The sequence below is a fragment of the Paenibacillus anseongensis genome, assembly GCF_009757995.1.
In the GTDB taxonomy this organism is placed as follows: Bacteria; Bacillota; Bacilli; order Paenibacillales; family NBRC-103111; genus Paenibacillus_E; species Paenibacillus_E chondroitinus.
In genome coordinates this window covers 593,894-619,386 of the sequence record NZ_WSEM01000016.1, presented here as the reverse complement: position 1 = coordinate 619,386, position 25,493 = coordinate 593,894, and the positions used below count along the sequence as shown (strand labels likewise).

General features: G+C 45.9%; 26 protein-coding genes and 1 riboswitch. Of the genes, 19 read left to right on the top strand and 7 right to left on the bottom strand.

What is annotated here, in order from left to right:
* Positions 1-14: 14 nt before the first annotated feature.
* The 4 genes from GON05_RS19085 to GON05_RS19070 all read right to left on the bottom strand — a co-directional run bounded on the left by GON05_RS19085 (position 15) and on the right by GON05_RS19070 (position 3,186).
* Entirely contained in the window at positions 15-641 is a 627-nt protein-coding gene (locus GON05_RS19085; RefSeq protein WP_157320964.1) for a nitroreductase family protein, read from the bottom strand.
* Positions 642-730: 89 nt separating this feature from the next.
* The gene (locus GON05_RS19080; protein WP_157320962.1) at positions 731-1,252 is read right to left on the bottom strand and encodes a hypothetical protein; all 522 of its coding nucleotides are present in this window, start codon (positions 1,250-1,252) and stop codon (positions 731-733) included.
* 68 nt (positions 1,253-1,320) lie between these two features.
* Positions 1,321-2,562 carry an MFS transporter gene (locus GON05_RS19075; RefSeq protein ID WP_181646145.1) on the bottom strand — a complete coding sequence of 414 codons (1,242 nt, stop codon included), beginning with the start codon at positions 2,560-2,562 and terminating at the stop codon, positions 1,321-1,323.
* Positions 2,563-2,712: 150 nt separating this feature from the next.
* Positions 2,713-3,186 carry a MarR family transcriptional regulator gene (locus GON05_RS19070; RefSeq protein WP_157320961.1) on the bottom strand — a complete coding sequence of 158 codons (474 nt, stop codon included), beginning with the start codon at positions 3,184-3,186 and terminating at the stop codon, positions 2,713-2,715.
* A 255-nt stretch (positions 3,187-3,441) separates the two neighbouring features.
* Between GON05_RS19070 and GON05_RS19065 the strand changes: the two genes are divergently transcribed.
* Positions 3,442-4,317: a cation diffusion facilitator family transporter gene (locus GON05_RS19065; protein WP_157320959.1), complete on the top strand. Its 876-nt coding sequence runs from the start codon at positions 3,442-3,444 to the stop codon at positions 4,315-4,317.
* Positions 4,318-4,334: 17 nt separating this feature from the next.
* On the opposite strand, the gene GON05_RS19060 is transcribed toward GON05_RS19065, so the two are convergent.
* A complete protein-coding gene (locus GON05_RS19060; protein ID WP_157320957.1) occupies positions 4,335-5,006 on the bottom strand; it encodes an SIMPL domain-containing protein in 672 nt (223 codons plus the stop codon).
* Positions 5,007-5,224: 218 nt separating this feature from the next.
* Between GON05_RS19060 and GON05_RS19055 the strand changes: the two genes are divergently transcribed.
* Positions 5,225-6,007, top strand: coding sequence for a squalene/phytoene synthase family protein (locus tag GON05_RS19055; protein WP_157320955.1), 783 nt, complete (start codon positions 5,225-5,227; stop codon positions 6,005-6,007).
* 93 nt (positions 6,008-6,100) lie between these two features.
* On the opposite strand, the gene GON05_RS19050 is transcribed toward GON05_RS19055, so the two are convergent.
* The gene (locus tag GON05_RS19050) at positions 6,101-6,310 is read right to left on the bottom strand and encodes an alpha/beta-type small acid-soluble spore protein (RefSeq protein WP_127450781.1); all 210 of its coding nucleotides are present in this window, start codon (positions 6,308-6,310) and stop codon (positions 6,101-6,103) included.
* Positions 6,311-6,524: 214 nt separating this feature from the next.
* Here GON05_RS19050 and GON05_RS19045 point away from each other — a divergent pair, with 214 nt between their 5' ends.
* The 5 genes from GON05_RS19045 to GON05_RS19025 are packed head-to-tail and all read left to right on the top strand — an operon-like array spanning position 6,525 to position 11,381.
* Positions 6,525-8,009 (top strand): M81 family metallopeptidase, encoded by a 1,485-nt coding sequence (locus tag GON05_RS19045; protein ID WP_157320953.1) that lies wholly within the window; start codon positions 6,525-6,527, stop codon positions 8,007-8,009.
* Positions 8,006-9,331 carry an aspartate aminotransferase family protein gene (locus GON05_RS19040; RefSeq protein ID WP_157320951.1) on the top strand — a complete coding sequence of 442 codons (1,326 nt, stop codon included), beginning with the start codon at positions 8,006-8,008 and terminating at the stop codon, positions 9,329-9,331. The genes GON05_RS19045 and GON05_RS19040 overlap by 4 nt, the downstream gene beginning before the upstream one ends.
* Before the next feature lie 30 nt (positions 9,332-9,361).
* Positions 9,362-10,213, top strand: coding sequence for an SMP-30/gluconolactonase/LRE family protein (locus tag GON05_RS19035; RefSeq protein WP_181646144.1), 852 nt, complete (start codon positions 9,362-9,364; stop codon positions 10,211-10,213).
* Positions 10,210-10,599 carry a RidA family protein gene (locus tag GON05_RS19030; RefSeq protein WP_157320949.1) on the top strand — a complete coding sequence of 130 codons (390 nt, stop codon included), beginning with the start codon at positions 10,210-10,212 and terminating at the stop codon, positions 10,597-10,599. The genes GON05_RS19035 and GON05_RS19030 overlap by 4 nt, the downstream gene beginning before the upstream one ends.
* Positions 10,596-11,381, top strand: a complete 786-nt coding sequence (locus tag GON05_RS19025; protein WP_157320947.1) for an IclR family transcriptional regulator — start codon at positions 10,596-10,598, stop codon at positions 11,379-11,381. Before GON05_RS19030 ends, GON05_RS19025 begins: the two co-directional genes overlap by 4 nt.
* Here GON05_RS19025 and GON05_RS19020 read toward each other — a convergent pair.
* Entirely contained in the window at positions 11,378-12,196 is an 819-nt protein-coding gene (locus GON05_RS19020; protein WP_157320945.1) for an AraC family transcriptional regulator, read from the bottom strand. The two genes, GON05_RS19025 and GON05_RS19020, sit on opposite strands and share 4 nt — an antisense overlap.
* A 230-nt stretch (positions 12,197-12,426) precedes the next feature.
* On the opposite strand from GON05_RS19020, the gene GON05_RS19015 reads away from it, so the two are divergent.
* From GON05_RS19015 to GON05_RS18960, 12 genes are all read left to right on the top strand, one after another.
* The gene (locus GON05_RS19015) at positions 12,427-14,148 is read left to right on the top strand and encodes an amylo-alpha-1,6-glucosidase (protein WP_157320943.1); all 1,722 of its coding nucleotides are present in this window, start codon (positions 12,427-12,429) and stop codon (positions 14,146-14,148) included.
* An 11-nt stretch (positions 14,149-14,159) separates the two neighbouring features.
* Complete coding sequence (locus GON05_RS19010; protein ID WP_157320941.1) at positions 14,160-14,918, top strand: SDR family NAD(P)-dependent oxidoreductase; 759 nt, start codon at positions 14,160-14,162, stop codon at positions 14,916-14,918.
* Positions 14,915-15,700, top strand: a complete 786-nt coding sequence (locus tag GON05_RS19005; RefSeq protein WP_157320939.1) for a creatininase family protein — start codon at positions 14,915-14,917, stop codon at positions 15,698-15,700. The genes GON05_RS19010 and GON05_RS19005 overlap by 4 nt, the downstream gene beginning before the upstream one ends.
* Complete coding sequence (locus GON05_RS19000) at positions 15,700-16,836, top strand: hypothetical protein (RefSeq protein ID WP_157320937.1); 1,137 nt, start codon at positions 15,700-15,702, stop codon at positions 16,834-16,836. Before GON05_RS19005 ends, GON05_RS19000 begins: the two co-directional genes overlap by 1 nt.
* Positions 16,833-18,389, top strand: coding sequence for an FAD-dependent oxidoreductase (locus GON05_RS18995; RefSeq protein WP_157320935.1), 1,557 nt, complete (start codon positions 16,833-16,835; stop codon positions 18,387-18,389). Before GON05_RS19000 ends, GON05_RS18995 begins: the two co-directional genes overlap by 4 nt.
* 48 nt (positions 18,390-18,437) lie before the next feature.
* Positions 18,438-19,748 (top strand): ABC transporter substrate-binding protein, encoded by a 1,311-nt coding sequence (locus GON05_RS18990; RefSeq protein WP_157320933.1) that lies wholly within the window; start codon positions 18,438-18,440, stop codon positions 19,746-19,748.
* A gap of 30 nt (positions 19,749-19,778) precedes the next feature.
* Positions 19,779-20,657, top strand: a complete 879-nt coding sequence (locus GON05_RS18985; protein WP_157320931.1) for a carbohydrate ABC transporter permease — start codon at positions 19,779-19,781, stop codon at positions 20,655-20,657.
* On the top strand, positions 20,650-21,480 hold the full coding sequence (locus tag GON05_RS18980; protein ID WP_157320929.1) for a carbohydrate ABC transporter permease: 831 nt from the start codon (positions 20,650-20,652) through the stop codon (positions 21,478-21,480). The genes GON05_RS18985 and GON05_RS18980 overlap by 8 nt, the downstream gene beginning before the upstream one ends.
* Before the next feature lie 55 nt (positions 21,481-21,535).
* The gene (locus GON05_RS18975) at positions 21,536-23,524 is read left to right on the top strand and encodes a right-handed parallel beta-helix repeat-containing protein (protein WP_157320927.1); all 1,989 of its coding nucleotides are present in this window, start codon (positions 21,536-21,538) and stop codon (positions 23,522-23,524) included.
* Positions 23,525-23,561: 37 nt separating this feature from the next.
* Positions 23,562-23,662: riboswitch (TPP riboswitch) on the top strand.
* 84 nt (positions 23,663-23,746) lie between these two features.
* On the top strand, positions 23,747-24,418 hold the full coding sequence (gene tenA, locus GON05_RS18970; protein ID WP_157320925.1) for a thiaminase II: 672 nt from the start codon (positions 23,747-23,749) through the stop codon (positions 24,416-24,418).
* 134 nt (positions 24,419-24,552) lie between these two features.
* Positions 24,553-24,894 (top strand): DoxX family protein, encoded by a 342-nt coding sequence (locus tag GON05_RS18965; protein WP_157320923.1) that lies wholly within the window; start codon positions 24,553-24,555, stop codon positions 24,892-24,894.
* 89 nt (positions 24,895-24,983) lie between these two features.
* Positions 24,984-25,484, top strand: coding sequence for a MarR family winged helix-turn-helix transcriptional regulator (locus GON05_RS18960; protein ID WP_157320921.1), 501 nt, complete (start codon positions 24,984-24,986; stop codon positions 25,482-25,484).
* Positions 25,485-25,493: the final 9 nt, after the last annotated feature.

Below are 25,493 nucleotides of genomic sequence, written 5' to 3'. Positions count from 1 at the left end.
TTGTTTGCAGCATTCTAGAAGCGATCAAAACTTGTGAATTCTCCCACTGGTTTGCGATAGCCACGCGGTCTGCGTTTCTCTAAATCTTCTTTCCCTATCGTGAGGAGCAGGGCGGGAACATAATTGTCTGGAATATGCAGGATTTGACGCATCATTTCCGCGTCAAAACCGATCATCGGGCAAGTATCCCAGCCTTTTTCCTTGGCAGCGAGCATGAACAGTTGAGCCGAGAGGCTGGCATTTCGGATCGCTTCGTCACGTTTAAAGCCGTCGCCTCGATTTTCATAAAAATTCGTCACATCTTCCACCGTCATATCATATTCCTGTTTGCTGATCACCCCGAGTTGCAGTAATCCCTCATTCAATCTAGCAGCATCTTTATAAGCATCAAGGTTTCCTAATACGAGAATAACAGCCGAAGCCGTTTGAACTTTATATTGTTTATAAGCCGCTTGATAAACTTCCTCTTTTATAGCAGGGTCTTTTACAATGATGTAGTGGGCATGTTGCAGGTTAAAAGCTGATGGAGCAAATTTTACCGTGTTCAGGATATCAGTTAAATCTTCATTAGGAATTTCAATATTCGGGATGAATTTATTGGCAGACCTACGCTCTTTAACAATTGTTGAAAAATCACTCATGGATGGATGCCTCCTATAGGATGTACATGACTTATAGTATAAACGAATCATATGCCTATATTTGGATGGATGTCAATGATTACATTGAATTAATTAATTATGTTAATTTTTATCTTTTTAGTTTCTATTTCGTATAACTTCTCAATATTCGAATGGTTTATCTTGAATTTAGCAGTTGCTGAAATCTCATAGGTTTCAGCTTTTTCGATTTTGAATGTATAATTTTCTATTATTTTACCATGCCCAAGTAACACCTGGGATTTAGCTACCAAAGGCATCACAAAAGTATTTACTTGTTTGCCGTTTTTATCTTTAACAATAAAATAAAACACCCCTGATGCATGATCAATCGTAAATGAATCGTCAGATGAATTATTCAATATGGCTTCCACATTAATTATTTCATTTGAATGTTTTACCTCTGGAGCAGTTAAAGTGGTCGAAAATATATCTTCATTAGGAAAAGCTAAACTAGTTTTGAGTTCAATTGATTCTTTCGTATCAGTTGATTCAGTGACAACTGGAGACGTTTCAGTTAAGCTAATAGTTTTCATATTACTGCAAGCTCCAAGAATAATAATTATTGCAATCAAAATGAAAAGTTTCTTCATTGCAGATCTACCTCCGCAACCAAAGACGAATCACAGTTGAATAATGTTTCAATTATGGAAAATTTTAATCAAACTACGCTCTTTCGCATTGTCCCCCTATACAAAACAAATATCGCCGCAGCAATCAGAATCATCCCCATAAAAGCAGGTGCGGCATGGCCAAGCGAGACATAGATTTGTCCTCCGATAACCGGCCCAATCATTCGCGCTAATGCTTGTATAGACTGGCTGCCACCTTGAATCCTTCCTTGTTCACTAGCATCGACAGATTTGGAGAGCATCCCGTTGAAGGAAGGTCCATAGATCGAATCCCCAAAACCGAATATAAACATTCCAGCAATAAAAAGAGGGTAGAAAGTAAACAAAGCCGATAACGCAATAAGGATATAACCTATGATTTCCGAAACCATCCCAAGAATGACGATCTGTGCATCTCTTAATTTTGTCAGAAACTTCGGCATAATCAATGCTTGTGAAAGAATATCTTGGAATCCGATAATTGAGAACATAAGACCGATTAGTGCAGGCTTCCAACTGAAAGTATCCAAAGTAAATTGAGAGAAAACGGCCTGCAAAGATCCGTTGGGAATCCACAGTAAGAACGCGGAGATAAGCAATCTTTTTAAACTTTTCATGGAAAGCAGGTTTGTGAGTTGCGCAAATGGATTTAACCTTACGAAGGAAATCTCTTTTAGTCTATTTTTCTTTTCAAGACTCTCAGGCATATATAGCAATCCAAAACCAACATTCAATAACGTGATAATAGCTCCAAAATACATGGGCGCAGCATATCCAAACTTGGCAATTAAACCACCTAAAGTTGGGCCGATGACCGTGCCTACACCAACAACGGCACTCACCCATCCGAAGTATTTGGTTCTTTGTTGCGGCGGAATGATATCTGCAAAATAGGCGAAAATCGTGCTTATGCTTCCGCCAGTAATACCTTCAATGATACGTCCGACAAATAGTATCCATAGGGCACCTCCTAAGCCAAAGACGAAGTACCCGATCGCGGAACCCGTGAGGCATATTAAGAGCAAGGGGCGACGGCCATATCTGTCGCTTAGCGCTCCAAGTGCGGGGGCCGCAAAAAACACGCAGACTGCGTAAACTGAGGTCAGCAGGGTAACCGCTATGGCTTGTTCGCCCGGACTGCTTGTATAAGGCTGAACAAGGAATGGGACGACAGGTGCTATGATACTGAAGCCTATTCCGCAAAGAAACACAGACATTAACCCGAAGAGTAATGCCTTTTTATCTACGGTTTGCTCTATGTTCTGTTTATTTTGTGATGGAATTGAAGACACGTAAAGTCTCCTTTCAACATACGTTTATTTTGCTTCCTAGGAAACAAAATTATCATGGTTTTGCTTCCTTGTCAACAAAAATAAGGGCAATAAAAAAGCAACCAACTCATCAGAGAGTCCGGCTGCTTGTGCGTTTTTATGAGTAAACTTTTATTCAGACTTAAGATCTACACCCATTTTCTTAATCTCAGCATCCAAATGGCTGCTATACTTTTCTACGAAATTAAGCATACTATCAAATTGTTTTTCGGTTATCTGCTCAAATACGGCTTTATCCCGCTCTCTAAATTCATTGTGAAGTTCCTCGTGGACCTTCTCAATTTCTTTGCCTTGCTCAGTAAGCCTAAAATAAATTTCTTTCTTATTTTCCTGCTTCTGATAGCTTTCGATAAGGCCTTTTTGTATAAGCTTTTTCGTTAGTTTACTTATGGCACCGCTTGTCATATAAAAGGATTCCGCTAGCTTGGTCACGTTGGAATCTTCATTTCTGCCAATGTATTCGATGCAATGCACCTCAGTAGAAGTATACCCCTTAAGACTAACTTCCATCTTAGATTTATTAAGCCAGACCATCTTATTGAATAAGTCCCTGAACCTCATGATGACTTGATCTTCTTTATTCATGGCTTGTCCTCCCAGCCGTTGGAGCATGAACTTCATATGAAATTAATTATCTACTAAATTTTCATTATAAACAATATATGAAAAGGTTAACAACCTCATCATAGATTGCTATAAGCCTAATCTTTTTGTATGAGGCAACTTTCTTTACCCCTACCTATTTTTTCACCCATATGAAAAAACGTTTCTCTAGACCCACACAAACTTCGGTTGATATGATGAACAAGCGGAACGAAAAGCCGAGGGGAGTACAGGGCTATGGAACAAGAGACGAGATATGAAAATTTAAAAATGGGTGAGCGGGGAGCTGTCATCAGCATTGTTGCCTACATATGTCTTTCCGCCTTGAAGTTAATCGTTGGACATTTTTCGGGTTCTGAAGCTTTAAAAGCTGATGGATTAAACAATGCGACAGATATTGCGGCATCCATAGCGGTGTTGATCGGATTAAAATTGGCTCAAAAACCGGCGGATGAAAATCATCCGTATGGACACTGGAAATCAGAAACGATTGCCTCATTAGTCGCGTCATTCATCATGATGGCAGTCGGACTGGATGTATTTATAACCGCTGTCAAATCGATTTTTCAAGCGAAAGAGCAAGCTCCGGACCTCATCTCTGTGTGGACGGGGATTTTCTGTGCGGTTGTTATGTATGTTGTCTATCGTTATAATAAAAATCTTGCCCAAAAAATTAAAAGTCAAGCCGTCATGGCTGCAGCAAAAGATAATTTATCCGATGCCTTTGTAAGTATCGGGACCGTCATCGGCATCGTTGGTTCCCAATTCCGTTTGCCCTGGCTTGACCCTTTAACCGCGGTATTGGTTGGATTTATTATATGTAAAACAGCATGGGACATATTCCGTGAAGCCTCTCATCATTTATCAGACGGTTTCGATGAAGCGGCAATTCAAGCTTTTAAAGATACCGTGCTGCAAGTGGAAGGGGTAGAAAGTGTGAAGGACCTCCGCGCTAGAAACTACGGAAGCAATGCGGTTGTTGATGTTGTTCTTTCGGTAAAAGCAGATTTGGAGTTTAAAAAAGCTCATGATATTGCAACAAAAGTGGAAAATGAATTAAAGAAGACGTCAGAAGTATTTGAAGTTCATGTCCATTACGAACCTGCTAAATGAGCTGCCTGCAAAATGAATTAGGCAAAAAGATACCACACGCGAACCGCCGCTTTAATCGTTAATTGTCCAGGTTCAATAGGGGTTTCAACCGAGCTTGCAGCAAACTTGGCTGTAGCCATGTAAGGCATTGGCCCTGCCGGCCGCGGAGATTCCTGCACTTGGGAAGGGATTGCACCAAGCGTCACACCTAGTGTATTTGCGATGGTATAAGCTTTTTGACGTGCATGTTGAATAGCCACCGACAAGGCTTGATTCTCATAAAATTCTGGATGTGCTATAGTAAACTGAATGCTCGTGACTTGATTCGCGCCATTCGCAACGGCTGTATCGACAAGTTTTCCTGTCTGACCTACATGATCCATGGTGATTTGCAGCAGATGGGTGACCTTATAACCTCGAAAGATTTGTTTCCCATCTACATAATCATTAACGACTTCTATACGATAATCTTGCGTTTGTATCTTTTCTCGGGGGATGTTTAGACTCATCATAGATTGAATGATGTTGGATATAGCTTTGGCGTTATCAGCCTGAATGGCCTGCAAGTTAGGACCCTCCGTCACAACGCCAAGATCAACCACAGCCCGGTCGGGTGTTGCGGTCACAGAACCCTCACCCAGGACTTCGATGGTAGATGAGTGGATTGAATTCGAAGGAGATGCTGTCTTGTTAATTGGATACCCGTACATGGTAGAACTCCTCTCTAGTGGCAGTCATTACTCAATGTATGAGGATTTCCTCTGAAACATAACGGGAGGCTGACGGGGAGCTTCGTAGAGAAATGTTATTAAAATTTGGATTGACAATGACAACGTGTGTTATCATTATATCTAGCTATCTAGAAGTTATATGCTAAACGATTACTTGGAGGGAGAATTTCATTAATAACGTCGTCCTGAATGATGCAATGACCATGTTGAAGGAAACAAGCCGTACTTTTTATATACCTATAAATAGTTTGGATTTAGGCTTGAAAGAGGCTGTCACATCAGCCTATCTATGTATGCGGGCTATAGACGAAATTGAAGATCATGATGATCTAGATGACAAATTGAAAATTGAGTTACTAGTTGGAGTACATCAAGCATTCCAATCTCCTAACCCGATGGCGGAAATACAAACTTTACTATCACCGCATAAGGCCGTATTGCCTACCGTTACGATGCAGCTTGACGAGTGGGCACAGTTGTGTCCAACTTCTGGCGCTCCCATTGTATTTCATTACATCGCCAAGATGTCTTTAGATATGGCCGATTGGGTTCAAAACGGATGGAACATCCATACGGAAGAAGATTTGGACCGTTATACGTACAGCGTTGCTGGCATGGTTGGCGAAATGCTATCCGAACTATGGCAGTGGCATGACGGGACAACATCCGATCGAACGAAGGCGATTGGCTTCGGAAGAGGACTGCAAGCAGTAAATATTCTCCGAAATCGAGGAGAAGATCTGAAGCGTGGCGTGGACTTTTTTCCAGACGGTTGGGGAATGAAGGAAATGCAACAGTACACGCGTCGCAATTTACAACTTGCCGACTCTTACATCGCAGACCTTAAGGAAGGTCCGGCATTGAAATTTTGCAAAATCCCCTTGGCGCTTGCTCATGCTACGGTTAACCTTATCGCGGTTGGCGGTAATAAACTGACAAGAGATGCGGTTCTAAAAATTGTGAGTCGTGTTTCAGGATAAACGTATCATACATAGATAGAAAAAAAGACTACATTCACCAGGAGGAGGAAAGGTGAGTGGAGTCTTTTTTGTGTTTGCTACTAAGTTGCAATATTAACGTTGGAAACCTTGCAGTTGTTGTTCAGCCATTTGTACCAATCTTTTTGTAATACTGCCACCAATAGAGCCTGCGTCGCGAGTCGCGAGATTCCCATTGTAACCATCTGGTGATAGAGGAATTCCTAATTGTTGAGCTACTTCATACTTCATTTGATTTAAAGCTGCTTTCGCTTGAGGAACCACTAATGTACTATTGTTTGCCATGGAAAAAATCACTCCTTTTTTTGGTGTACTCCTATCATGCGGAGGGAGAGGAACTATTATGCATGCTTTATTTGCAAAAAAGATTGGTAATTTTACCCTGAACTAATTTTCTGGATATAAAATATTTTTCTTGATGTAAATAAAAATCGTATGCTACACTATTTCCAGAATATCTCAATTTTATTCCATTATTTGTTAGGTGGTGAACATTTGTATGTCAAGCCAACTGCGCATTGGAGTTGTCGGTGTCTATCATGAAACGAACACCTTCGCTCCTGTACAGACACATTGGAATGATTTTCAACATTGTTTCACGCTTGGGAGGAATGCCTTTTTCGACTTATTTGAGCATACCCGAACGACAATGGGAGGTGTCATCGCTGCATCGGCAGAAGAGAAAATTACACTTGTACCAGGGCTGTATACGTCTGCGACGCCAAGTGGCATCGTGTCGGAAGAAGCAGCCGGGCTGATTCTGGAACAGTTAACACGCTCAATTGCATCTGATCTCGATGGAATGGTTGTTATTCTTCATGGAGCAATGGTATCCGAACAATGTTTCGACATGGAGACGGTCATTTTGGAGGCTATCCGAGACGTTATAGGTGAGCAAATTCCTATAGCGGTAACGGTAGACCTTCATGCCAATTTGGGCGAGAATATGTCTCAATTATGTGATTTACTCGTCGGTTACGATACTTACCCGCATATTGACGCCTATGAGCGTGGAGAAGAAGCGCTGCATCTCTTGGTTCGTCAGATTCGCGGCGAGATTGAGCCTGTCATGGCCATTGCCAGATCAAACATGCTCGTTGCACCGCAAAAAATGATAACGACAAAAGGGATCATGAAGGCCATTATGGAAGAAGCCTTTGATATGGAGAAAGATCCCGAAGTTCTTAACGTGACCGTCTGCGGTGGATTTCCTTACAGTGATGTGCCTTTTGCAGGAATGGCGTTTGCGGTAACGACTAATCGGAATGAAGCATTGGCCAACCATTATGCGAAGAAGCTGGCTGATCTTGCTTGGGCACACCGAGATGAATTTCTCGTCCAACAAGTTGAAGCCGAGCAAGCGATCAGACTTGCCATGGATGCCAAGGAGGGACCCATCCTTCTTGTTGAAGCCTCGGATAATGTAGGCGGAGGAGCTCCAGCCGATGGGACGCATTTGTTGCCTGAGCTATTAAAGCTTCCACTTCGGAGTTTGATCGTTATTCGTGATCGGGAAGCTGTATCCATCGCATGCCAGCGAGGAGTGGGCAATGACATTTCATGTGCTATAGGTGGAAAAAGCGATACCTTGCATGGAAATCCGGTTGAAATTGAAGGGAAAATCAAGCTGCTTTTCGATGGTAAGTATACGCATAGAGGGCCATATATGAAAGGCACTGTGGCTTATATGGGCAAAACTGCTGTCATTGAAACTAATCAAGTTACCATTGTTCTTACTGAAGAACGAGTTCCCCCATGGGATATTGGACATGTCGAATCCATAGGCTTGAATCCGCAAGATTTTCATCTCATTGTGGTTAAATCAGCCGTCGCGTGGATAAGCGCATTCGGTCCTATCGCCAAGCAAGTCATCGAAGTAGATACCCCAGGATGCTGCACCCCCTCACTTCATCGTCTAACCTACCATCATGTTCCACGATCCGTTTTTCCATTTCATTTCCTTGAAAAGGAGCACGCCCAATGAACAGATACTTACAATCCGTAGAGAGATTGCAAGAAGCAAAAGCTTATGTGGCGGGAGGTGTGGCAAGCAGTCTTCGAGCCTCTATGAAACCGACGCCGTTGTATGTGCAAAAGGCCTATGGCGCCAGAATTCTGGATGTGGACCATCATGAATATATCGACTATATGTTAGCCTATGGGCCTTTGATTCTCGGTCATGCTCATCCTGCATTTAACGAACAACTGTATGAGGCTATGCAAAAAGGAAGTACATATGGTTTGCAGCACGAGGGAGAAATCCGCTTGGGTCAGCGCTTAACCGAAATATTGCCCTGTGCGGAACAAGTGGCGTTCAGCGGATCGGGGACTGAAGCGGTAATGTTGGCTCTCCGACTCGCACGAGCTTATACGGGTAAGACCAAAACGGTCCGCTTTTATGGCCATTATCATGGGTGGTCGGATGCGATTTTCACGTCTTTCCCGAGCCCGGATTTTTCATCATCCGGATATACAGAAGCAGCTGAATCAGAAATAATCCAGGGAACTGCGGGTCAAAGCCAAAACAGCCTGAAAGATCTCATTTTGCTGCCATGGAACGATCCTGAAGCTTTGGAGGAAACTTTAACGAAACATCAGCATGAGATTTCGGCGGTTATAACAGAGCCGGTTATGTGTAATTCCGGATGTATCGCCCCTAAACCGGGGTATATGGAGAAAATGAGGGAGTTAACTGCAAAGTTCGGCATCGTATTAATTTGGGATGAGGTCATCACTGGATTTCGATTGGGTTTAGGTGGTGCTCACGAGCGATTCGGCATTCTTCCAGATCTTGTGACGATCGGCAAAGCGATGGCAGGAGGGATCCCCTTAAGCGCGGTAGCCGGTAAAAGAGACATTATGCGCCTCATTGAAGAAGGGACGGTTATGCATCTCGGGACATTAAACGGAAATGGCCTAGCTACAGCCGCGGGATTAGCTGTGATCCAAGAGTTGTCCAAATCGGATGGGCAGGCCTTCAAAATCATGGAACATACAGCGACGTTATTGACAGAGGGAATTCGTTCGATTCTTAGAACAAACGGACTTCAAGCGGTTGTGAATCAGCAGGGGCCAGTATTTCATCTCATGTTTATCGATCGTTCAGAGGTATCAGATTTCGATACGTTCAACCTTCGAGATTCACAGCTGTATACACGATTTACCGAAGAAATGCTGCATGAGGGCATCCTTGTCCGTCCGAATGGACTTTGGTATGTGTCTACCGCACATGGGGAGAAGGAAGTCCTTGAAACACTGGCTGCTGTAGAAAAGGTTGCACAACGAATCGCTGCTCATCGTAGCTAATGGAGTGGGCGCAGAAGGAGGTGGAAGCAAGTGTTCTATGTGAGCCAAACTTTAACGGAACCCCATTTGTTTACCTCAGGGATTGAAGGGCCAGCCTGTGATAAACAAGGGAATGTGTATGCCGTGAACTACACTAGAAGACATACGATCGGGAAAGTAACGCCTGAAGGGGTTGGCCGTTTATTTCTTGAACTTCCTGATGGAGCTACGGGAAATGCGATTCGCTTTCACCAGGGAGATATGTTCATCGCCGATTACACCGGACACCGAATTCTACGCGTTGACATGCAAACGCTTCAAATTCACATCTTTGCCGAGCAGCCCGCCATGAACCAGCCTAATGACCTTGCAGTCACGAAGAATGGTGTGTTGTTTGCAAGTGACCCTAATTGGAAGCAATCCAATGGGATGCTTTGGCGGATCGACCAGAACGGCAAATCTAGTCTGTTGGAAGCTGGAATGGGAACTACCAATGGCATTGAGGTCAGTTACGACGAACGGAGTTTGTATGTGAACGAGACGGTTCAGCGGCGGATTTGGCAGTACGATCTTACGAATGGGTACGATGTCAGTAACAAACGATTATTTTACGAGTTTCCCGACTTTGGACTGGATGGCATGCGCTGCGATATCAAAGGGAATCTGTACGTTACGCGATACGGAAAGGGCGCCATTGCCGTTCTTTCCCCACAAGGAGAATTGGTAAGAGAGATTGCGTTAAACGGCAAACTATGCACAAATGTAACATTTGGAGGAGTGGACGGACGTACCTGTTATGTCACTATGGCGGATACGGGAACGATTGAGAGCTTCCGAACAGACACACCAGGTAGATGCTGGGCTCTTTGGAACGACAACAATAGAAGGAGTGGTGCAAATTGAAACAACCCATTGCTACGGATGGAGCAAGCGGCAAGCCTTTTTCTTCCGCGATCCAAGCGGGTGGATTTGTGTTCGTGTCCGGCCAAGGCGGACTCGACCCTGCAACCGGACGAGTCGTAAGTACGGACTTGAAGGCTCAAACGCTGCACACACTGGAGAACATTCGACACATTTTACAAGAAGCAGAAGCCACTATAGAGGATGTAGTGAAAGTGAACGTTTATCTAAAAGAGAGATCCCATTATGAGGCTTTTAACGAGGTGTACGGAAGCTATTTTGCTTATCCCTACCCTGCTAGGACGACCATCTATTGTGATTTGAATTTTGATATTTTGGTCGAAATCGATGTCATCGCACTTTCTCCAAAAAGGGTGGGTCAGGAATGAGTATAACGGATAAATCGAGCCAAACCGTCAAATCGGCTGATCGCGTACTGGATATATTTGAATTGTTCGGGGAAGTGGATACACGTGAATTAAGTTTAATGGACATCACACGCCGACTGGAGCTCCCGGCAAGCAGTGTATTTAAAATTTTGCAGAACCTGGTCCAGCGTGGTTATTTGGAGAAGGATGAGAACGGCAAGATGTTCCATCTTGGTTATAAAATTTTTCAAATCGGTGCTAAATATGCACAGCAGACAAACTTAACGACAGAGTTTCAATATATGGCATCGCAAATCGTCTCGGAAGTAAATGAAGCCGTTTATTTAGCGATTCGAAGCGATAGGAATATCTTGTATATTGCTGAAAAACAGAGCACGCACCATGTGCGCTTTGTCTCGCATTTGGGGATGAAGCTGCCGCTTCACACGACAGCTATGGGAAAATTATTTTTAAGTGCCATGCGTGATGACGATATCCTTCAGCTGTACAACGAGCAAGAACTGGGTCTTCTGACCGATCGGACGATCTCCGATCTAGACAAATTATTCGAGCAGCTCCGGGAAATTCGCCGGGATGGCGTAGCTTTCAGCGAAGGGGAGGCGGTACACGGCATCCGTTGTGCAGCTGCTCCCATCTTCAATGCGAATCAAGAAATGATAGCCGCGATGAGCATTTCCATTCCAACAACTCGGTGGAAAGAAGAAACATGGAGTCAGATGACGGAGCTGGTCGTGCAAGGGGCGAAGAAATTGACTTCGATTCACTATTATCAAGCTACTTAACCATCGGTAAACTGTTTCCTCAACTCCAACGGCGTGAACCCGTTCATTTCTTTAAATACTTTGTCAAAGTAATTCACATTACAGAAACCGGTGCGCTCTGCAATTTGCGTAATGGTGAGGTCTTTTTCGATCAATAAGCGTTTGGCCATCTCTACCCGATAACGGTTGATGTAGTTCATCGGGGAAAGCCCGGTGACTTTTTTAAATAAACGGGTAAAGTGAAAAGGGCTCAAATTGACCAGTCCGCCGAGGGTATCGGTATAAATCTTTTGAGCATAACTGGTTTCTATGAAATCAATCGCTGGCTTGAGCCGTTTGTATTGATCAAAGCTTTTGTTCAAGTCTTTTGATAGAGAAAGCTCTTGCTGAAAGCTGCGAAGCATTGGAATCATCATGCGATACAGGGAGGATTTAATGATGAGCTCACAGCCAATTTCTTGAGCCGCGTACTCTTTATAGGCAAGTTCAAAGTGGGTTGTCAGTTCGTGCCATAACGGATGTGAGGGGAGGATGGGCTCCAGGATGGGAGCAGTCTGTATGAAGCGGGCGTATAGATGCTGTAATTCGGAATGCTCAAAAGATCCGGATAACAAGGACATATCGAAGATCATCCCATGGATGGTGCTGCTCTTGCTGTTCAGCGACTGCATCGAATGAATCTTGCAGCTATTAATAAATAATATAGCCGGAGCACGTACAACAAAGGAACGATTATCGATATGAATTTGCGCTTCACCTTCCATGAGCTGGATAAACTCTAGGTGTTCGTGCCAGTGAGGTCTAACCAAGTGAAAACAGCTAATGACTTCGGTCATTCGTAAAGGAAAGCGCCTGCCTTCGAAGGGTTCAATTTTCTTCAAAGCATCCAATACTGCTCACCTGCCTTATCTATTAGATGATTCTGAGTATACCATAGACGAATTCGTACCGAAACGAAGAAAAGAGCAAAATCTTGTAAGGAAAGCGCAATTTCTTCTATAGAACCTGATATCTGAAATAAGCCATAATAAAGTCAATAAAAGGGTTCATAGAGGAGAGAGCAAATTTGACGGGCAAGATGGCGCTGCATGTTCAGAAGCATTTACCAGATTTATGGAAAGAGGGAGCACTGTTTGCTTTCTCCGGATATGACGGACAAACGGATTCGAATTCTCAATTCGTAGCAACGGTAGGGGCTGAGGAGATCAGCCTGTTATTTCATACACCGAAGCGCAGAAGGTTGCAATTTCTTGCTCCTCATTCAGGCGAGGTTCGAATCGCGACAGGAGATGTCCTGTTAACGGAGATGGACGAAGGCCCGCTGCTAGCGGTTTATCAGAGTTGGCATACACTGATCGGGCTGGTCCCTTCGGCCGTTGATATCCGTTTAAGCTTTGAAGAAGATGAAGGGGGTAAAGCTTGGACAAAAGATGCCCTTATCGTAACGGAGTCGGCAAACGGAAGGGATGTCATCGTACTTTTAAGAGACGAGGAACGATGGGCTTTAGCTTACGGAAGCGATCTCGAAGAAGCTGTCAGCCGGGTGATGAAGGGACTGACATTCGATGCCTGGGAAGAAACGGAAGCCAGGCTGCAATTTTATCATCATATTCCCAGCCTCGAAGATCCGCCTAAAGAACGACTGCTTAACAAGTGTTTCAGTGTAATGAAAGTCAATACCCTTGCACCTGAAGGCGTCATTCGCCAGCACTGGTCCACGCCTGATCGTGTTCCACACCAAGCGATGTGGCTATGGGACTCCGTATTTCATTCGTTTGCGATGAATAGATTGAACCCTGAGTTATCCTGGGAATTCCTGAAATCTGTCTTGGATACTCAGCGTGAAGATGGCATGATTCCTCATACTTGCAAAGTTGACGGAACAGGTTCTAGCATGACGCAGCCTCCTTTACTGGCATGGGGCGTATGGGAGAATTACCTGCATACGAAGCAAAGCAATTACTTACGTTATGCGCTACCTATTTTGGAACGATATTTAAATTGGGATCTCACGAACCGCGACCGCAATGGAAATGGACTGCTGGAATGGATGATTGAAGGCAATCCGCTTTGCCGGTCGGGAGAATCAGGGATGGATAACTCACCACGGTTTGATCGTGCGGCGATATTGGATGCCGTTGATTTCTCTGTTTTCGCCGCTCAGGATGCTCATTGCCTCGGATTAATCGCGGATGTGCTCGGAGAGACGGCAATTGCTCAACGTTGGCAGCGCAAAGCGGCTGATCTGAACGATCAGATTCAGCATATGCTCTGGGATGAGAGCGAAGGCTTTTATTATGATCGGGACATGGATGGAAACTTCTCTCGGGTGAAGGCAGTAAGTGGATTTTTGCCCCTGCTGCTGGATCATATGCCTCAAGAACGAGCAGATCGTCTAATCGCCATGCTGCATGATCCTAATCATTTCCAAACAGCATTCCCTATCCCAACAACAGCCGCCTCTGAACAAACCTACAGCACAGACATGTGGAGAGGTCCTGTATGGATGAATATGAACTATCTCGTCTATACCGGCCTTAAGAAGCAGGGGAGACATAAGGAAGCAGATCAACTAGCTCAGCAAAGTATTCAAATGGTGCAAAAATATTATGAACAATACGGCGTTATTTTTGAATATTTTGATTCTGCGGACCTCGTGCCGCCTCCCGAATGCGATCGAAAAGGTCCACCGACAGGTACGTATAATATTCGCCAGAAGATGGACGTTGTTAGAGATTTTCATTGGACAGCTGCATTGACAGCTTGTCTATTAACGGAACAGGCATAGGGGGAACCATTGTGGCTCAGTTAAGCGGAAAAGTAATTCTAGTGACAGGCGCGCTGGGCAAATTGGGGTTGTCGGCCGTTCGGATGTTTCTGGAACGTGGTGCCAAAGTTGCAGCGACTGATCTTGCTGCGCCCGAGGATGCAAACCTAAGGTTGAACGAACCAGCCATCGCTCCTTTTCTCCCAAATGAATTATTGTACATCCAATCCGATGCGCGAGATGAGAAACAGGTCACCTTTGCCTTAGAAAGTGTTCAGAGTCGTTGGGGCCGCTTGGATGGTTTATACCATAATGCTTATACACAGATCTCCAAACCCGCTATGCAGCTCACTTTAGAGGAATGGAACCAAGTACTGCTAGGAACTTTGACGAGTACCTTTCTGATTAATAAATATGCTCTACCGCTCCTGATTGAATCGGGTGGAGGCGTTATTCTGAATGCATCTTCTGTCTTAAGCCACAAAGTGAAACCAACTTGTCTGGCTTATGGTGCTGCCAAAGCAGGGGTCAATCAGATGACCCGAGTCATCGCTGCTGATTATGCCCATCAAGGTGTTCGGGCTAACGCCCTGCTCCCGGGTGATATCAAGACGGAAGAGGCGCTGCATGCATTGCCGCCTTCCTTCAAAGAGGCGGTTGCCAAGATGACTCCGCTTGGACGCTCGGGGACGCCTGATGAAGTTTCAGAATTGGCTGCCTTTTTGTTATCGGATTCTGCCTCGTATATAACCGGTGCTTTGCTTACCATTGACGGGGGATTTGCGTTATGAATGATATTTTCTTTCACCACGGAACTCGTGAAACATTAAAGCGGCAAGCCCAAGAGGGGTATGCCGTCGTGGTTCCACTGACAGCTACGGAGCAGCATGGGCCTCATCTTCCGGTATTTACCGACAGTATGATCGGAGAACATATCGCTTTTGAGGCAAGTAAGAAGGCTGCGGTATCTACGAAGCTTCTCTTAGCCCCAACGCTTGCTATTGGGTGTTCGCAGCATCATCTGGCGTTCGGCGGTACGTTATCTTTCACTTCATCTACTTATCTCCTCATGCTGAAGGAAATAGGTGAAAGTCTGATAAGAGGCGGGTTCCGCAAAATCATCTTTCTGAACGCGCATGGCGGCAATGAACCCTTGATGCATCAGGCAGCGCAAGATCTTGCCGTGCAGCATGATATTTGGACAGCATCCGCCTCTTACTGGAGTTTATCCAGATCAGCCCTTACAGAGCTTGGGGCGCAGGAGATGGGGATGGTACCCGGGCACGCCGGAGGATTTGAAGCCTCACTTATCGCTTCGCTCGCTCCGGATCTGTTACGGAGTCAGCCAACGGATCGCCAAGTGCATCCACAGCGGGCTTGGATTAATGCCGGTCCTCCCGGTACTTTTATCGGGAAACACAACTTCTTAACAGGCGTGGATGGCTATACGGACTCTGCTCACCACGCTGATGCGGTTAAGGGATCCATGTACTTACAGGCAATCATTGAATCAACGGCAGAGTGGCTTGTGCAGGTCGGTAATTGGATGAATGAAGGAGTGGAATTAACCTGATGAGCGAACGGATTAATCGGACTGAGCGGAAAAAAGTGGCTGCGATCGTAACGGAATACCGGCCTGATTCCCATGCGGAAATGATTATCGGACGGCTGCTGGGCTTGTTCGGGTATACGCCACAGATCGAAGTGGTTTCCTTATATCTGGATCAGGTCCCATCCAACGACATCGGTATGGCGGAAGCGCAAACACGCGAGATTCCTGTCTATGGTTCCATTTTGGAGGCAATTGCCGCTACGCATGTTGGAAGTCCGATTGATGGCGTCCTTTTAATAGGCGAACATGGAGACTACCCATGGAACGAGAAGCGTCAAAAGCTGTATCCACGCCGCTACTTTTTTGAAGAAACGTTCCGTGCTCTGGATCTATTAGGATTGAATGTGCCTATATTTAACGATAAACATCTCTCTTATTGCATGCAGGATGCAGAGTGGATATACCGTGGATTGGCGAAAAGAGGACTGCCTTTTCTAGGGGGATCCTCTATTCCGCATGCGCCTCAAGTTCCAAGTTATCCTTCAAAGAGATTAGAACAGGTGAAGGAGATTTTCGTGGTCAGTTGGCTTGGCATAGAGTCATATGGCTTTCATGGCATGGAGGTGCTGCAGGCTGCAGCCGAACAAAGAGCTGGCGGTGAGACAGGGATCGCCTCGGTTCAAACGCTGGAAGGCCGTTCGGTGTGGGCCGCAATGGATCGAGGGGAGGTCCCCGAAGATCTGATGATCCAGGCACTAGGCTCGCTAAGAGATGTTCCACCAGGGAATCCGAGAGATCATGTGGACGTTCCTGTATTGTTCATTCTTACCTATACCGACGGCTTGAAAGGTTACGTCCTTCAGCTTCAGCGTTTTATTCGAGAGTGGGCGCTTGCTTTCCGTGAAGCGAATGGCGAGGTGACAGCTGCCCGCTGGGATAGCGGAGTGGGGCGTCCCTACAAGCATTTTGATAAGCTTACGGGCATGATTGAGCAGATGGTGCTGACGGGCCGTTCACCCGTCTGTACAGAACGAACATTGATTACGACAGGAATGATCAATCTGGCCATGGAATCTTTACATCTAGGGAAAAAAATAGATTCACCACAGCTGTGTTCTATCTCTTATACACATGAAGCCGAGGAGGAATCCACATGAGTGTTTTTCCAAATTTATATTACTATAAGCCCAAGCAGGATCTGTCTCGTCAACCTCGTCGGATTGAGGCTGATCTTTGTATCTATGGAGGTACTCCTGCAGGTGTGGCAGCAGCCATTCAAGCAAGCCGCATGGGTTTGAAAGCCGTCATTGCCGAATTCAGCCAACATATAGGCGGAATGACGTCAAGCGGCCTCGGACGCACGGATGTCGGGAACATGACAGCGATTGGCGGGATATCCAGCGAATTTTATCAAGCATTGGGAAAGCACTACGGCAGCGATGAGCCGGATGGAAGAACTTGGGCGTTAGAGCCCCATGTGGCGGAGCGGATTTTCACGGAATGGTTGCAGCAAGCCGATGTACCGGTGTATTTTGAGCAGCATCTAGAATCTGTAGAACTTCAATCGGGTCGCATCATACAAATTAAAATGGAAGACGGGAACATTTATAAAGCCCCAATGTTTATTGATGCATCGTATGAGGGGGATTTGCTCGCACGTGCCGGCGTTTCCTATCATGTGGGTAGAGAATCCAACACGGTGTACAAAGAGATTTTGAACGGGATCCATTTCGGGCATCCCAAACATAATTTTACGGCTTGGGTAGACCCTTATGTGATCGAAGGGAAGATAGACAGCGGGCTGCTGCCAGGCATATCCGATGCGCAGCCAGGCGTGCAAGGTCAGGGCGATGATTCGGTGCAGGCTTATAATTTCCGAATTTGTTTGAGCAGCAACGCGGATAATCAACTTCCTTACCCTGAACCGCCCAACTACAACCGCGACGAATTCGCTTTACTGGCGAGATATATTCGCAATGGTGTCTGGGACGCTTTGAAGCTCAACAAGGTAATGCCGGGCGGCAAAAGTGACTTGAATAATTGGGGCGCTGTCTCAACCGATTATATTGGGCGTAATTACGCTTGGCCAGAAGCGAGTTATTCGGTTCGCGAACAGCTCTTTCAACAGCATCTTCACTATAATATGGGCATGCTTTATTTTCTGGCGAATGACGACACAGTGCCTGCAGCCATTCGAGCGGAGGTTACGACGTGGGGACTTCCGGCTGACGAGTTTACCACGACGGGCGGATGGCCGCATCAGCTCTATATCCGTGAAGCGAGGCGTATGATATCGGACATTGTGATGACTGAGCATCATTGCCGCCATTTTAAAGTTGAAGAGGATTCCGTCGGGTTAGCGGCCTATACCATGGACTCGCACAACTGCCGGCGTTTGGTGCTGGACGGTCGGTGCATCAACGAAGGCAATGTTGAAATCAGTCCCAATGGACCTTATCCCATTTCGTATCGAGCGATTATTCCAAAAGGGGAGGAATGTACCAACCTCGTTGTGCCCGTATGCTTGTCTTCTTCGCATATTGCATATGGGTCAATTCGAATGGAGCCTGTGTTTATGATTCTTGGCCAATCCGCAGCTACGGCTGCCGCATTAGCGCTGCAGCAACAATGCGCATTGCAAGACCTGGATTACGGGCAGCTGCGTAAACAACTGCTGCTAGATGGTCAAATCCTTCATGCGAATTCATAAAGACAGGTGTCATTGATTCAAAATTGTTCTTAATGGGAGGTCATACGCATGAGCAAAAAGACAACCGTTATTGGATTTATGGTAGCTCTATCTCTCCTCACAGCCTGTTCAACCGGGAAACCGTCGGCTACTGTACCCAGCGATTCAGGAGGAACAGCAACCGCAGCCCCTTTGAAAGATGTTACGCTAAAAATCGGCTTACCCGGCGGTTATGACATCACCAGCCAGAAGATTATCACAAATTTCCAAGCCAAATATCCGAATATTAAGCTGGAAATCGAGGAAACGCCGTGGGCGGATTTTGTCACGAAAATCGTCACTCGTATCGCGGGAAATAATCCCCCTGATCTCTGGCTGCAAGAAAATGCTGTTGTGCTTGGTTACGGGAAACGCGGGGTAGCGGAGAATCTGGAACCGTACATCAAGCGCGATCTGAAGACCGACGACTATGTGAGTGCACTGACCTCCGCTAAATTGGATGGCAAAACTTACGGGATTCCACATGGCATCAACCCAGGCGCGCTAGCCTATAATAAACAAATTTTTAAAGACAATAACATTCCTTTCCCGACCGACGACTGGACTTATAACGATATGATTGAAACCGCCAAAAAGTTGACGAAAGATACGAATGGGGATGGAAAACCGGATATTTATGGCTTCCAGGCAGGCAACAATATCACCTTAGGATGGCTTCCTTGGATGAGGGCATACGGCGGTTCCGCTCTTGATTCGACCTTATCCAAATCAAATTTCACAGATCCCAAGTCGATTCAAGGACTAACGGCATGGGCCGATACCATCAACAAGCTGAAGATTAGTCCTACCCGAGAAGCGGCAACTACCGGTAAATTTTTCGAAAACGGGAAAGTAGCCATGACTTTTTTCCAGTACGCCACGCAAGTCTCTCTTAATAAAAATAAGCCGGATCTTGATTGGGACACCGTCAAAATGCCGATCGGCATGGATGGCAAACGCTTTGTTCCGATGGTTGTGAACCAGTGGATTGTTTATTCTAAGTCGAAGCCTGAAGTGAAAGAGGCAGCCTGGACATTCCTCAAGTATTATTTGAGCGATGAGGGTCAAAGCTTGCTTTCAGAAAGCGGCACAAGCTTGCCCGTGAAGAAAACAGCGCTGGCTGAGCTCGAGAAATCAACGACGAAACCGGTGAACAAGAAGGCTTATACGAAAGGGATCGAAGAAGCGGGGGGGACCCTGGATGAGAACGCATCCTGGAACGAATGGCGCGCAGCAGCCGGTCCGATCCTGAACGATATCATGGATGGCAAGCGAACACCGGAGGATGGCGCCAAAGAAATCCAGCAGAAAGTCCAAGGCGTACTCGACGAAAACAAATAAACCGGATTGGACTTGAAATGAGGTGCTCCGATGCGCAAACAAGGCTGGTGGGGCTTCGTCTTCACCGTACCTTTTGTCCTGCAACTGCTGATTTTCTTCTTGTTTCCCTTCGTATTTTCCCTTTATTTAACGTTTACGAAGTGGGATCTCTTCAACCCGCCACAATGGATCGGACTGCGTAATTGGAGCCAATTCCTGCACCAGAAAGTTTTCTGGCTTTCGATGCGCAACGTCGGTTATTTTGCCGTATTGTTCGTTCCGCTTCAGACATTCACAGCGCTCATTCTTGCCTATCTGCTCAATCAGCAGATTCGTGGCAAATCCTTGTTCCGGATGATTTACTTTCTCCCTGTGATCACGCCATGGGTCGCAGGGGGCATGATCTGGCTGTGGATTTACAACAATGAATACGGCCTGCTGAACTGGATTTTGCATATGCTCGGACTCCAACCGGTCGATTGGATACGCAGTGGGAAATGGTGGTTAGTTATTGGTTCAATTGCACTTGTAAACATCTGGAAGGGCGCAGGATATTCCATGGTTCTTATTTTGGCGGGCATGCAGAATATCTCCCAAGAAATGCTGGAAGCGGCGCGGATGGATGGGGCGACGGGGTGGACGCTTTTTACCAAAATAACGATGCCGATCGTGTCCCCCATGGTGTACATGGTCATGATCCTTTCAACGATCTCCGCTTTTCATGCGTTTGATGTGTTTCTAGTCATGCTTGGTGATGTCATTTCTGTCGCCGACCGGAATATGGTGCCTAACATATTGATATACCGCGATTCCTTCCTGAATTTTAAAATGGGCAGCGCATCCGCCATGGCATGGGGATTGTTCCTCGTCATTCTAGCCATCAGCATTGTACAGAAGGTAACGGAAAAGAGGTGGGTGCATTATGAATAATGCCTACACCAGTCTGAAAGTTGCCGCTTATGCGATTTTAGGCATCGGTTCCGTTCTTATGCTTGTTCCTTTTCTATACATGCTCTCAACATCATTGACAGCAGCAGGCTCGGAACTAACGCTGCCTCCCAAACTGATTCCGGACCCGTTCGTCTGGAAAAATTACCGGCAGGTCTGGATCGAAGTGAATTTTCTGCAGTACACGATGAACAGCATTTTTGTCACGATCATGGATTTAATTGGAACCGTAGCTTCCTGCGCGATCGTAGCTTATGGGTTGGCATTTTTTCAATTTCGCGGCAGGAACCTGATATTTTTGGCTATGCTTGGCACAATGATGCTGCCATCCCAAATTACGATGATTCCAACGTATTTTATCTGGAAATCCCTCGGCGCGCTTGATACGTATTATCCGCTCATTGTGAGGAGCTTCCTTGGCGGGGCCTTTGGCATCTTCCTGCTGCACCAATTTTATAAAACACTCCCGAAGGAACTGTATGACGCGGCTTGGGTGGATGGGGCGAACCCTTGGAAAATTTTCTATAAGATCTATCTTCCGTTAGCCAAACCGGCCTTGTCCGCACTAGCTGTATTCACCTTCATCAGCGCTTGGAATAACACATTAGAACCGCTTATTTATTTGCAAAATAAACAGATGTTTACCCTGCCACTTGGGCTCCTTTTCCTGAAAAACGAAGTTCAAAACCGGATGACCCTGATCATGGCTGGTGCCGTCATCACCATTGTCCCTGTCCTTGTCGTATTTCTCTTTGCGCAAAAATATTTCGTTCAAGGCATCGCTTCAACTGGATTGAAAGGCTGACTTTACGGAACTCCAACAAATGGCCCGCATAGGGAAAAGGAGAGTGACTACAGCTATGTCTAAACAATCTAACCAATCGCATGAAATGGAAGAAGCGGCTACTCCGGTAGATGCAGAGGGAGCAGCAGAGAGGGAAGGACATAAGGAGCCATTAATTAGCCGCAGGAAATTGCTGGCTACGCTAGGGATAGGAGGAATTGCTGCTGTCTCCGGCGGATTATGGCAGGTAGCAGGTCAGTCTACCGCCTTTGCCAGCGACCAATCCGTTACAAGCTCTGTATATGGCATGGCGATTAAAAAACGAAAAACCGAGCTGCTTGAGATTCTGGACACGAAATTCTGCATCGCAGTTAAGTTGGAGGACCTGAGGGTCGAGCTCGAACCTGATCCTACGCTTGCTTATTACGTAACAAACGAGATGCAGGAGGGCTTTTTCCGTTATGACCCGAACGACACTACATCTGTAGATAACACGGGAACCGTACTTGTGTCTTCTAACGGCAAGCGGTTCAAACGAATCTACGGGGATACACTGATGGCTTCTTGGTTCGGCACCAAAGGAGATGGCGTAACGAATGACACGCTGTCTTTACAGACAGCGCTAAATACCGCGTCCGGCCACAAACTGTTTATTCCCAAGCAGCGGGCGGGCTATTATTTAACAGGCCAATTGTTCATTCCGAGTCAAATTGCGATTGAATTTGAGCCGGGGACCGTCATACAAGCAGTAGATACACTGAGCAAAGTAGGGCCTGTCTATGAACGATTGATCCGCATCAAAACCGTCAAAGACGTGTATATCAACGGAAACGGCTCAACGTTACGTATGAACAAGGCGGCGTATACGACAGGTGAACAAGCTCATATTTTTGACATCAGCGGTTCGGAGAATATTGTTATTGAGAATATCAACGCGAATGACAGCGGCGGAGATGGCTTTTATATCGGCTATTTCGAATCGACGGTCGGTTTCTGCCGGAATATTGTGCTCCGTAATTGCCGCGCGGATAATAACCGAAGACAAGGACTCTCTGTAATCTCCGTAGACGGTCTCACCGTGGAGGAATGCCGTTTCTCGGGCACGAAAGGAACAGCTCCGCAGAGTGGAGTCGATATTGAACCGAATGGCCAACTTGATTTGCTGAAAAATATTCGGTTCATCCAATGTGTGGCGGATGGAAATACAGGCCGGGGCTTCCTGGTCACTTTGTTGAAACCAACGGCTGCCAGTGAGCCCATCGATATCGTGTTTGATAAATGCAAAACGAAAGGGAATTCGTTTGGTTTCTCCATGAATTATGGTGGAGATGGCACGAAAGCCGTACAAGGTGAAATCAAACTGATTGATTGCATCGCGGAAAGTGAGCAGTACGCCGGATTCTCGGACTTATCTTTCTCGGCCGACGGCGCGAAGCGCTCCTATATTCGGTGCCGGGCGATAAACTGTAACACGGTTAACCAGCCGGAAGACCCTTATGGTTATGGCTCCTCGTTCATCCTCACAACGGTGCCGTCGCAGGTAAGAACCGCGATCGGAAACGCGGTTTATAGGGATTGCGAATCCGTAGATACGCGTCAGGTTCCGCTGATTAAGCGTGGATTCTCGTTAAAGAAAAATAACGCAGAATTGCTGCGGAACGTCTCCTATTTGGGCTGCTCCATCAAAGGCGGAGGCCAAAAGCTCTATGCCATAGACCCCTCAGCCGAGGATATCTATGCCGTCAAACAGCCGCTGCCTATTCAAGCGTATCCTTCTTCCGGATCCGTCACTTTTGATTACATAGGCTTCAAAATCACCAACGCTGGCGCATCCGCTGAGGTCACCTTGCTGCTGCCAACAGCGAAAGCCAGCGTCACGTACACATTTTTTGTGGAAGCTCCGTATCAGCTTAATTTGCAAACACAAACGGGGAAGACGATTCTGACACCCTTAGGGGGTAAGACCCTGATTGGAACCAACCTGCAAGGCAATTCTATCGTGCTGACGGGCCGCTCAGATGGACAGTGGGAGATTTCAGGCATGGTAGGGGATTGGCTGCAATAGCAGGTTGTGGTAAGATTTGACTTGACAATTGAATCGTATTGAACACTAGGGGTGCTGTTATAGCTGAGAAAGACGTTCGTCTTAACCCTTACACCTGATCTAGGTAATGCTAGCGAAGGGAAGTGGTTGTTTGTCGTTTGGGTACTGTCATAACGCGGCCGCTTTCTATCAGAAAGCGGTTTTTTTGTTTGACTACTAGATTAATTAAAAGGGGATAAGACAATGACTTTTTCTGAACGTTTATATGAGCGGCTGCAACCGGTATGGCGGAGAAACCACGCCCATTCGTTTGTTCAGGGAATGGGAGACGGCACGTTAGAATTGGAGAAATTTCGCTTTTATATGATTCAAGACTATGTGTATTTAAAAGATTACGCCAAACTGTTCGCGTTAGGAGCGGTCAAATCGGATGATTTGGCGGTTATGGGTAAGTTTGCTGCTCTGTTGGACTCCACATTGAATGAAGAAATGTCCCTTCACAGGGCATATGCCGCTCGCTTCGGGATCACGGAGGAGGAGTTGGAACAGGCCAAACCTTCCCCGATTACTTTGGCTTATACGCATTATATGCTGCATACGGCGCAAAACGGATCGTTAGCCGAGTTAACCGCGGCGCTCCTTCCTTGCATGTGGAGTTATTCAGAAATCGGCAAAGAGCTAAGTCGATTGCCCGGAGCGAGCGAACATTCCTATTATGGAGACTGGATTAAGATGTACAGCTCGGAAGAGTTCGGAGGGTTAGCGCAGTGGTGCATCGGGCTGCTCGATCAGCTCGCCGAAGGGAAGCCGGAAGCCGAACTCAATAGGCTGGAAGAGATTTTTCTGAACACGACGCGGTATGAATATATGTTCTGGGAAATGGCTTACCGGATGGAAAGCTGGCCTGATGACTAGAAATTCAAGGAGATTGCCACTTGGCAACTCCTTTTTTTGTTCTTTCAGGCAGTTCTAAAATTATGTCTTGACTAATATATATTCTAATTATAGAATAACTAACGTTATATAAATTATTCATAGGAGTGATTCACATGCATATTTTGTCCATCGTGCTTCAAATTATTTTAGGGATCGGGTTTCTGCTGTTTGGTTTCATGAAATTCGGCAGCAAACAGATGGTAGACGAGTTCAAGCGCTATCGGTTATCGTCGGGAATGAGGATTTTTACTGGTTTAGTAGAAGTGCTGTCGGCCGCTATCATTATTATCGGCATTTGGGTAAGTCCGTATGCCTTAATCGGTGCTATTCTTATGGCAATCACCATGTTTGTTGCGGCTCTTGTCCACTTGGTTCGCGTGAAAGATCCAGCTGGTAAAGCCATGATGCCCATCTTTCTTTTCATATTGGCCGTAATCGTCATTGTTTTGAACTGAAGCAAAGGACATTCGATTTTTTCTAATTGAAATTCCTGAGGAAGTCGAATATCCTTGTGTATAAGAAAGCAAGATAAGGTGGTTGGCGTATGACTGAACGCGATAAAGAGGGTATAGAGCTCGATTTAAGGCTTATACGCGTCATAAGAAAAATGGTAAAAGAGTTGTTTGGCAGCATGGAGCGAAGCATTGATAGCTTTGATCTCAGTATCGAAACGTTCCAGATTCTTGAGTTTCTTTACAATAAAGGTCCACATCCCATACAGAAAATTAGCGACACGTTCTCGATTCCAAGCGGGAGTATCACTTATGTGGTGGATAAGCTTGAGAAGAAAGGATTCGTGGAACGCCTTCCTATTCCAGGTGATCGCCGCAAGGTGAATGTGGTGTTGACCGGCGAAGGGCGAAGTTATTTTGATACGATTTTTCCAACTCATGTCCAAGCGATCTCCGACGATTTGTCCTTTGTGACGGATGAAGAGAAGCATGAACTCATTGTTCTGCTTAAGAAAATTGGATACGGCATTAAGAATCGTCAAAGCGATGCAAACGGTACTGAATTGGACAATAAGTCAGAACCTTTGGAATGACACAAAAAA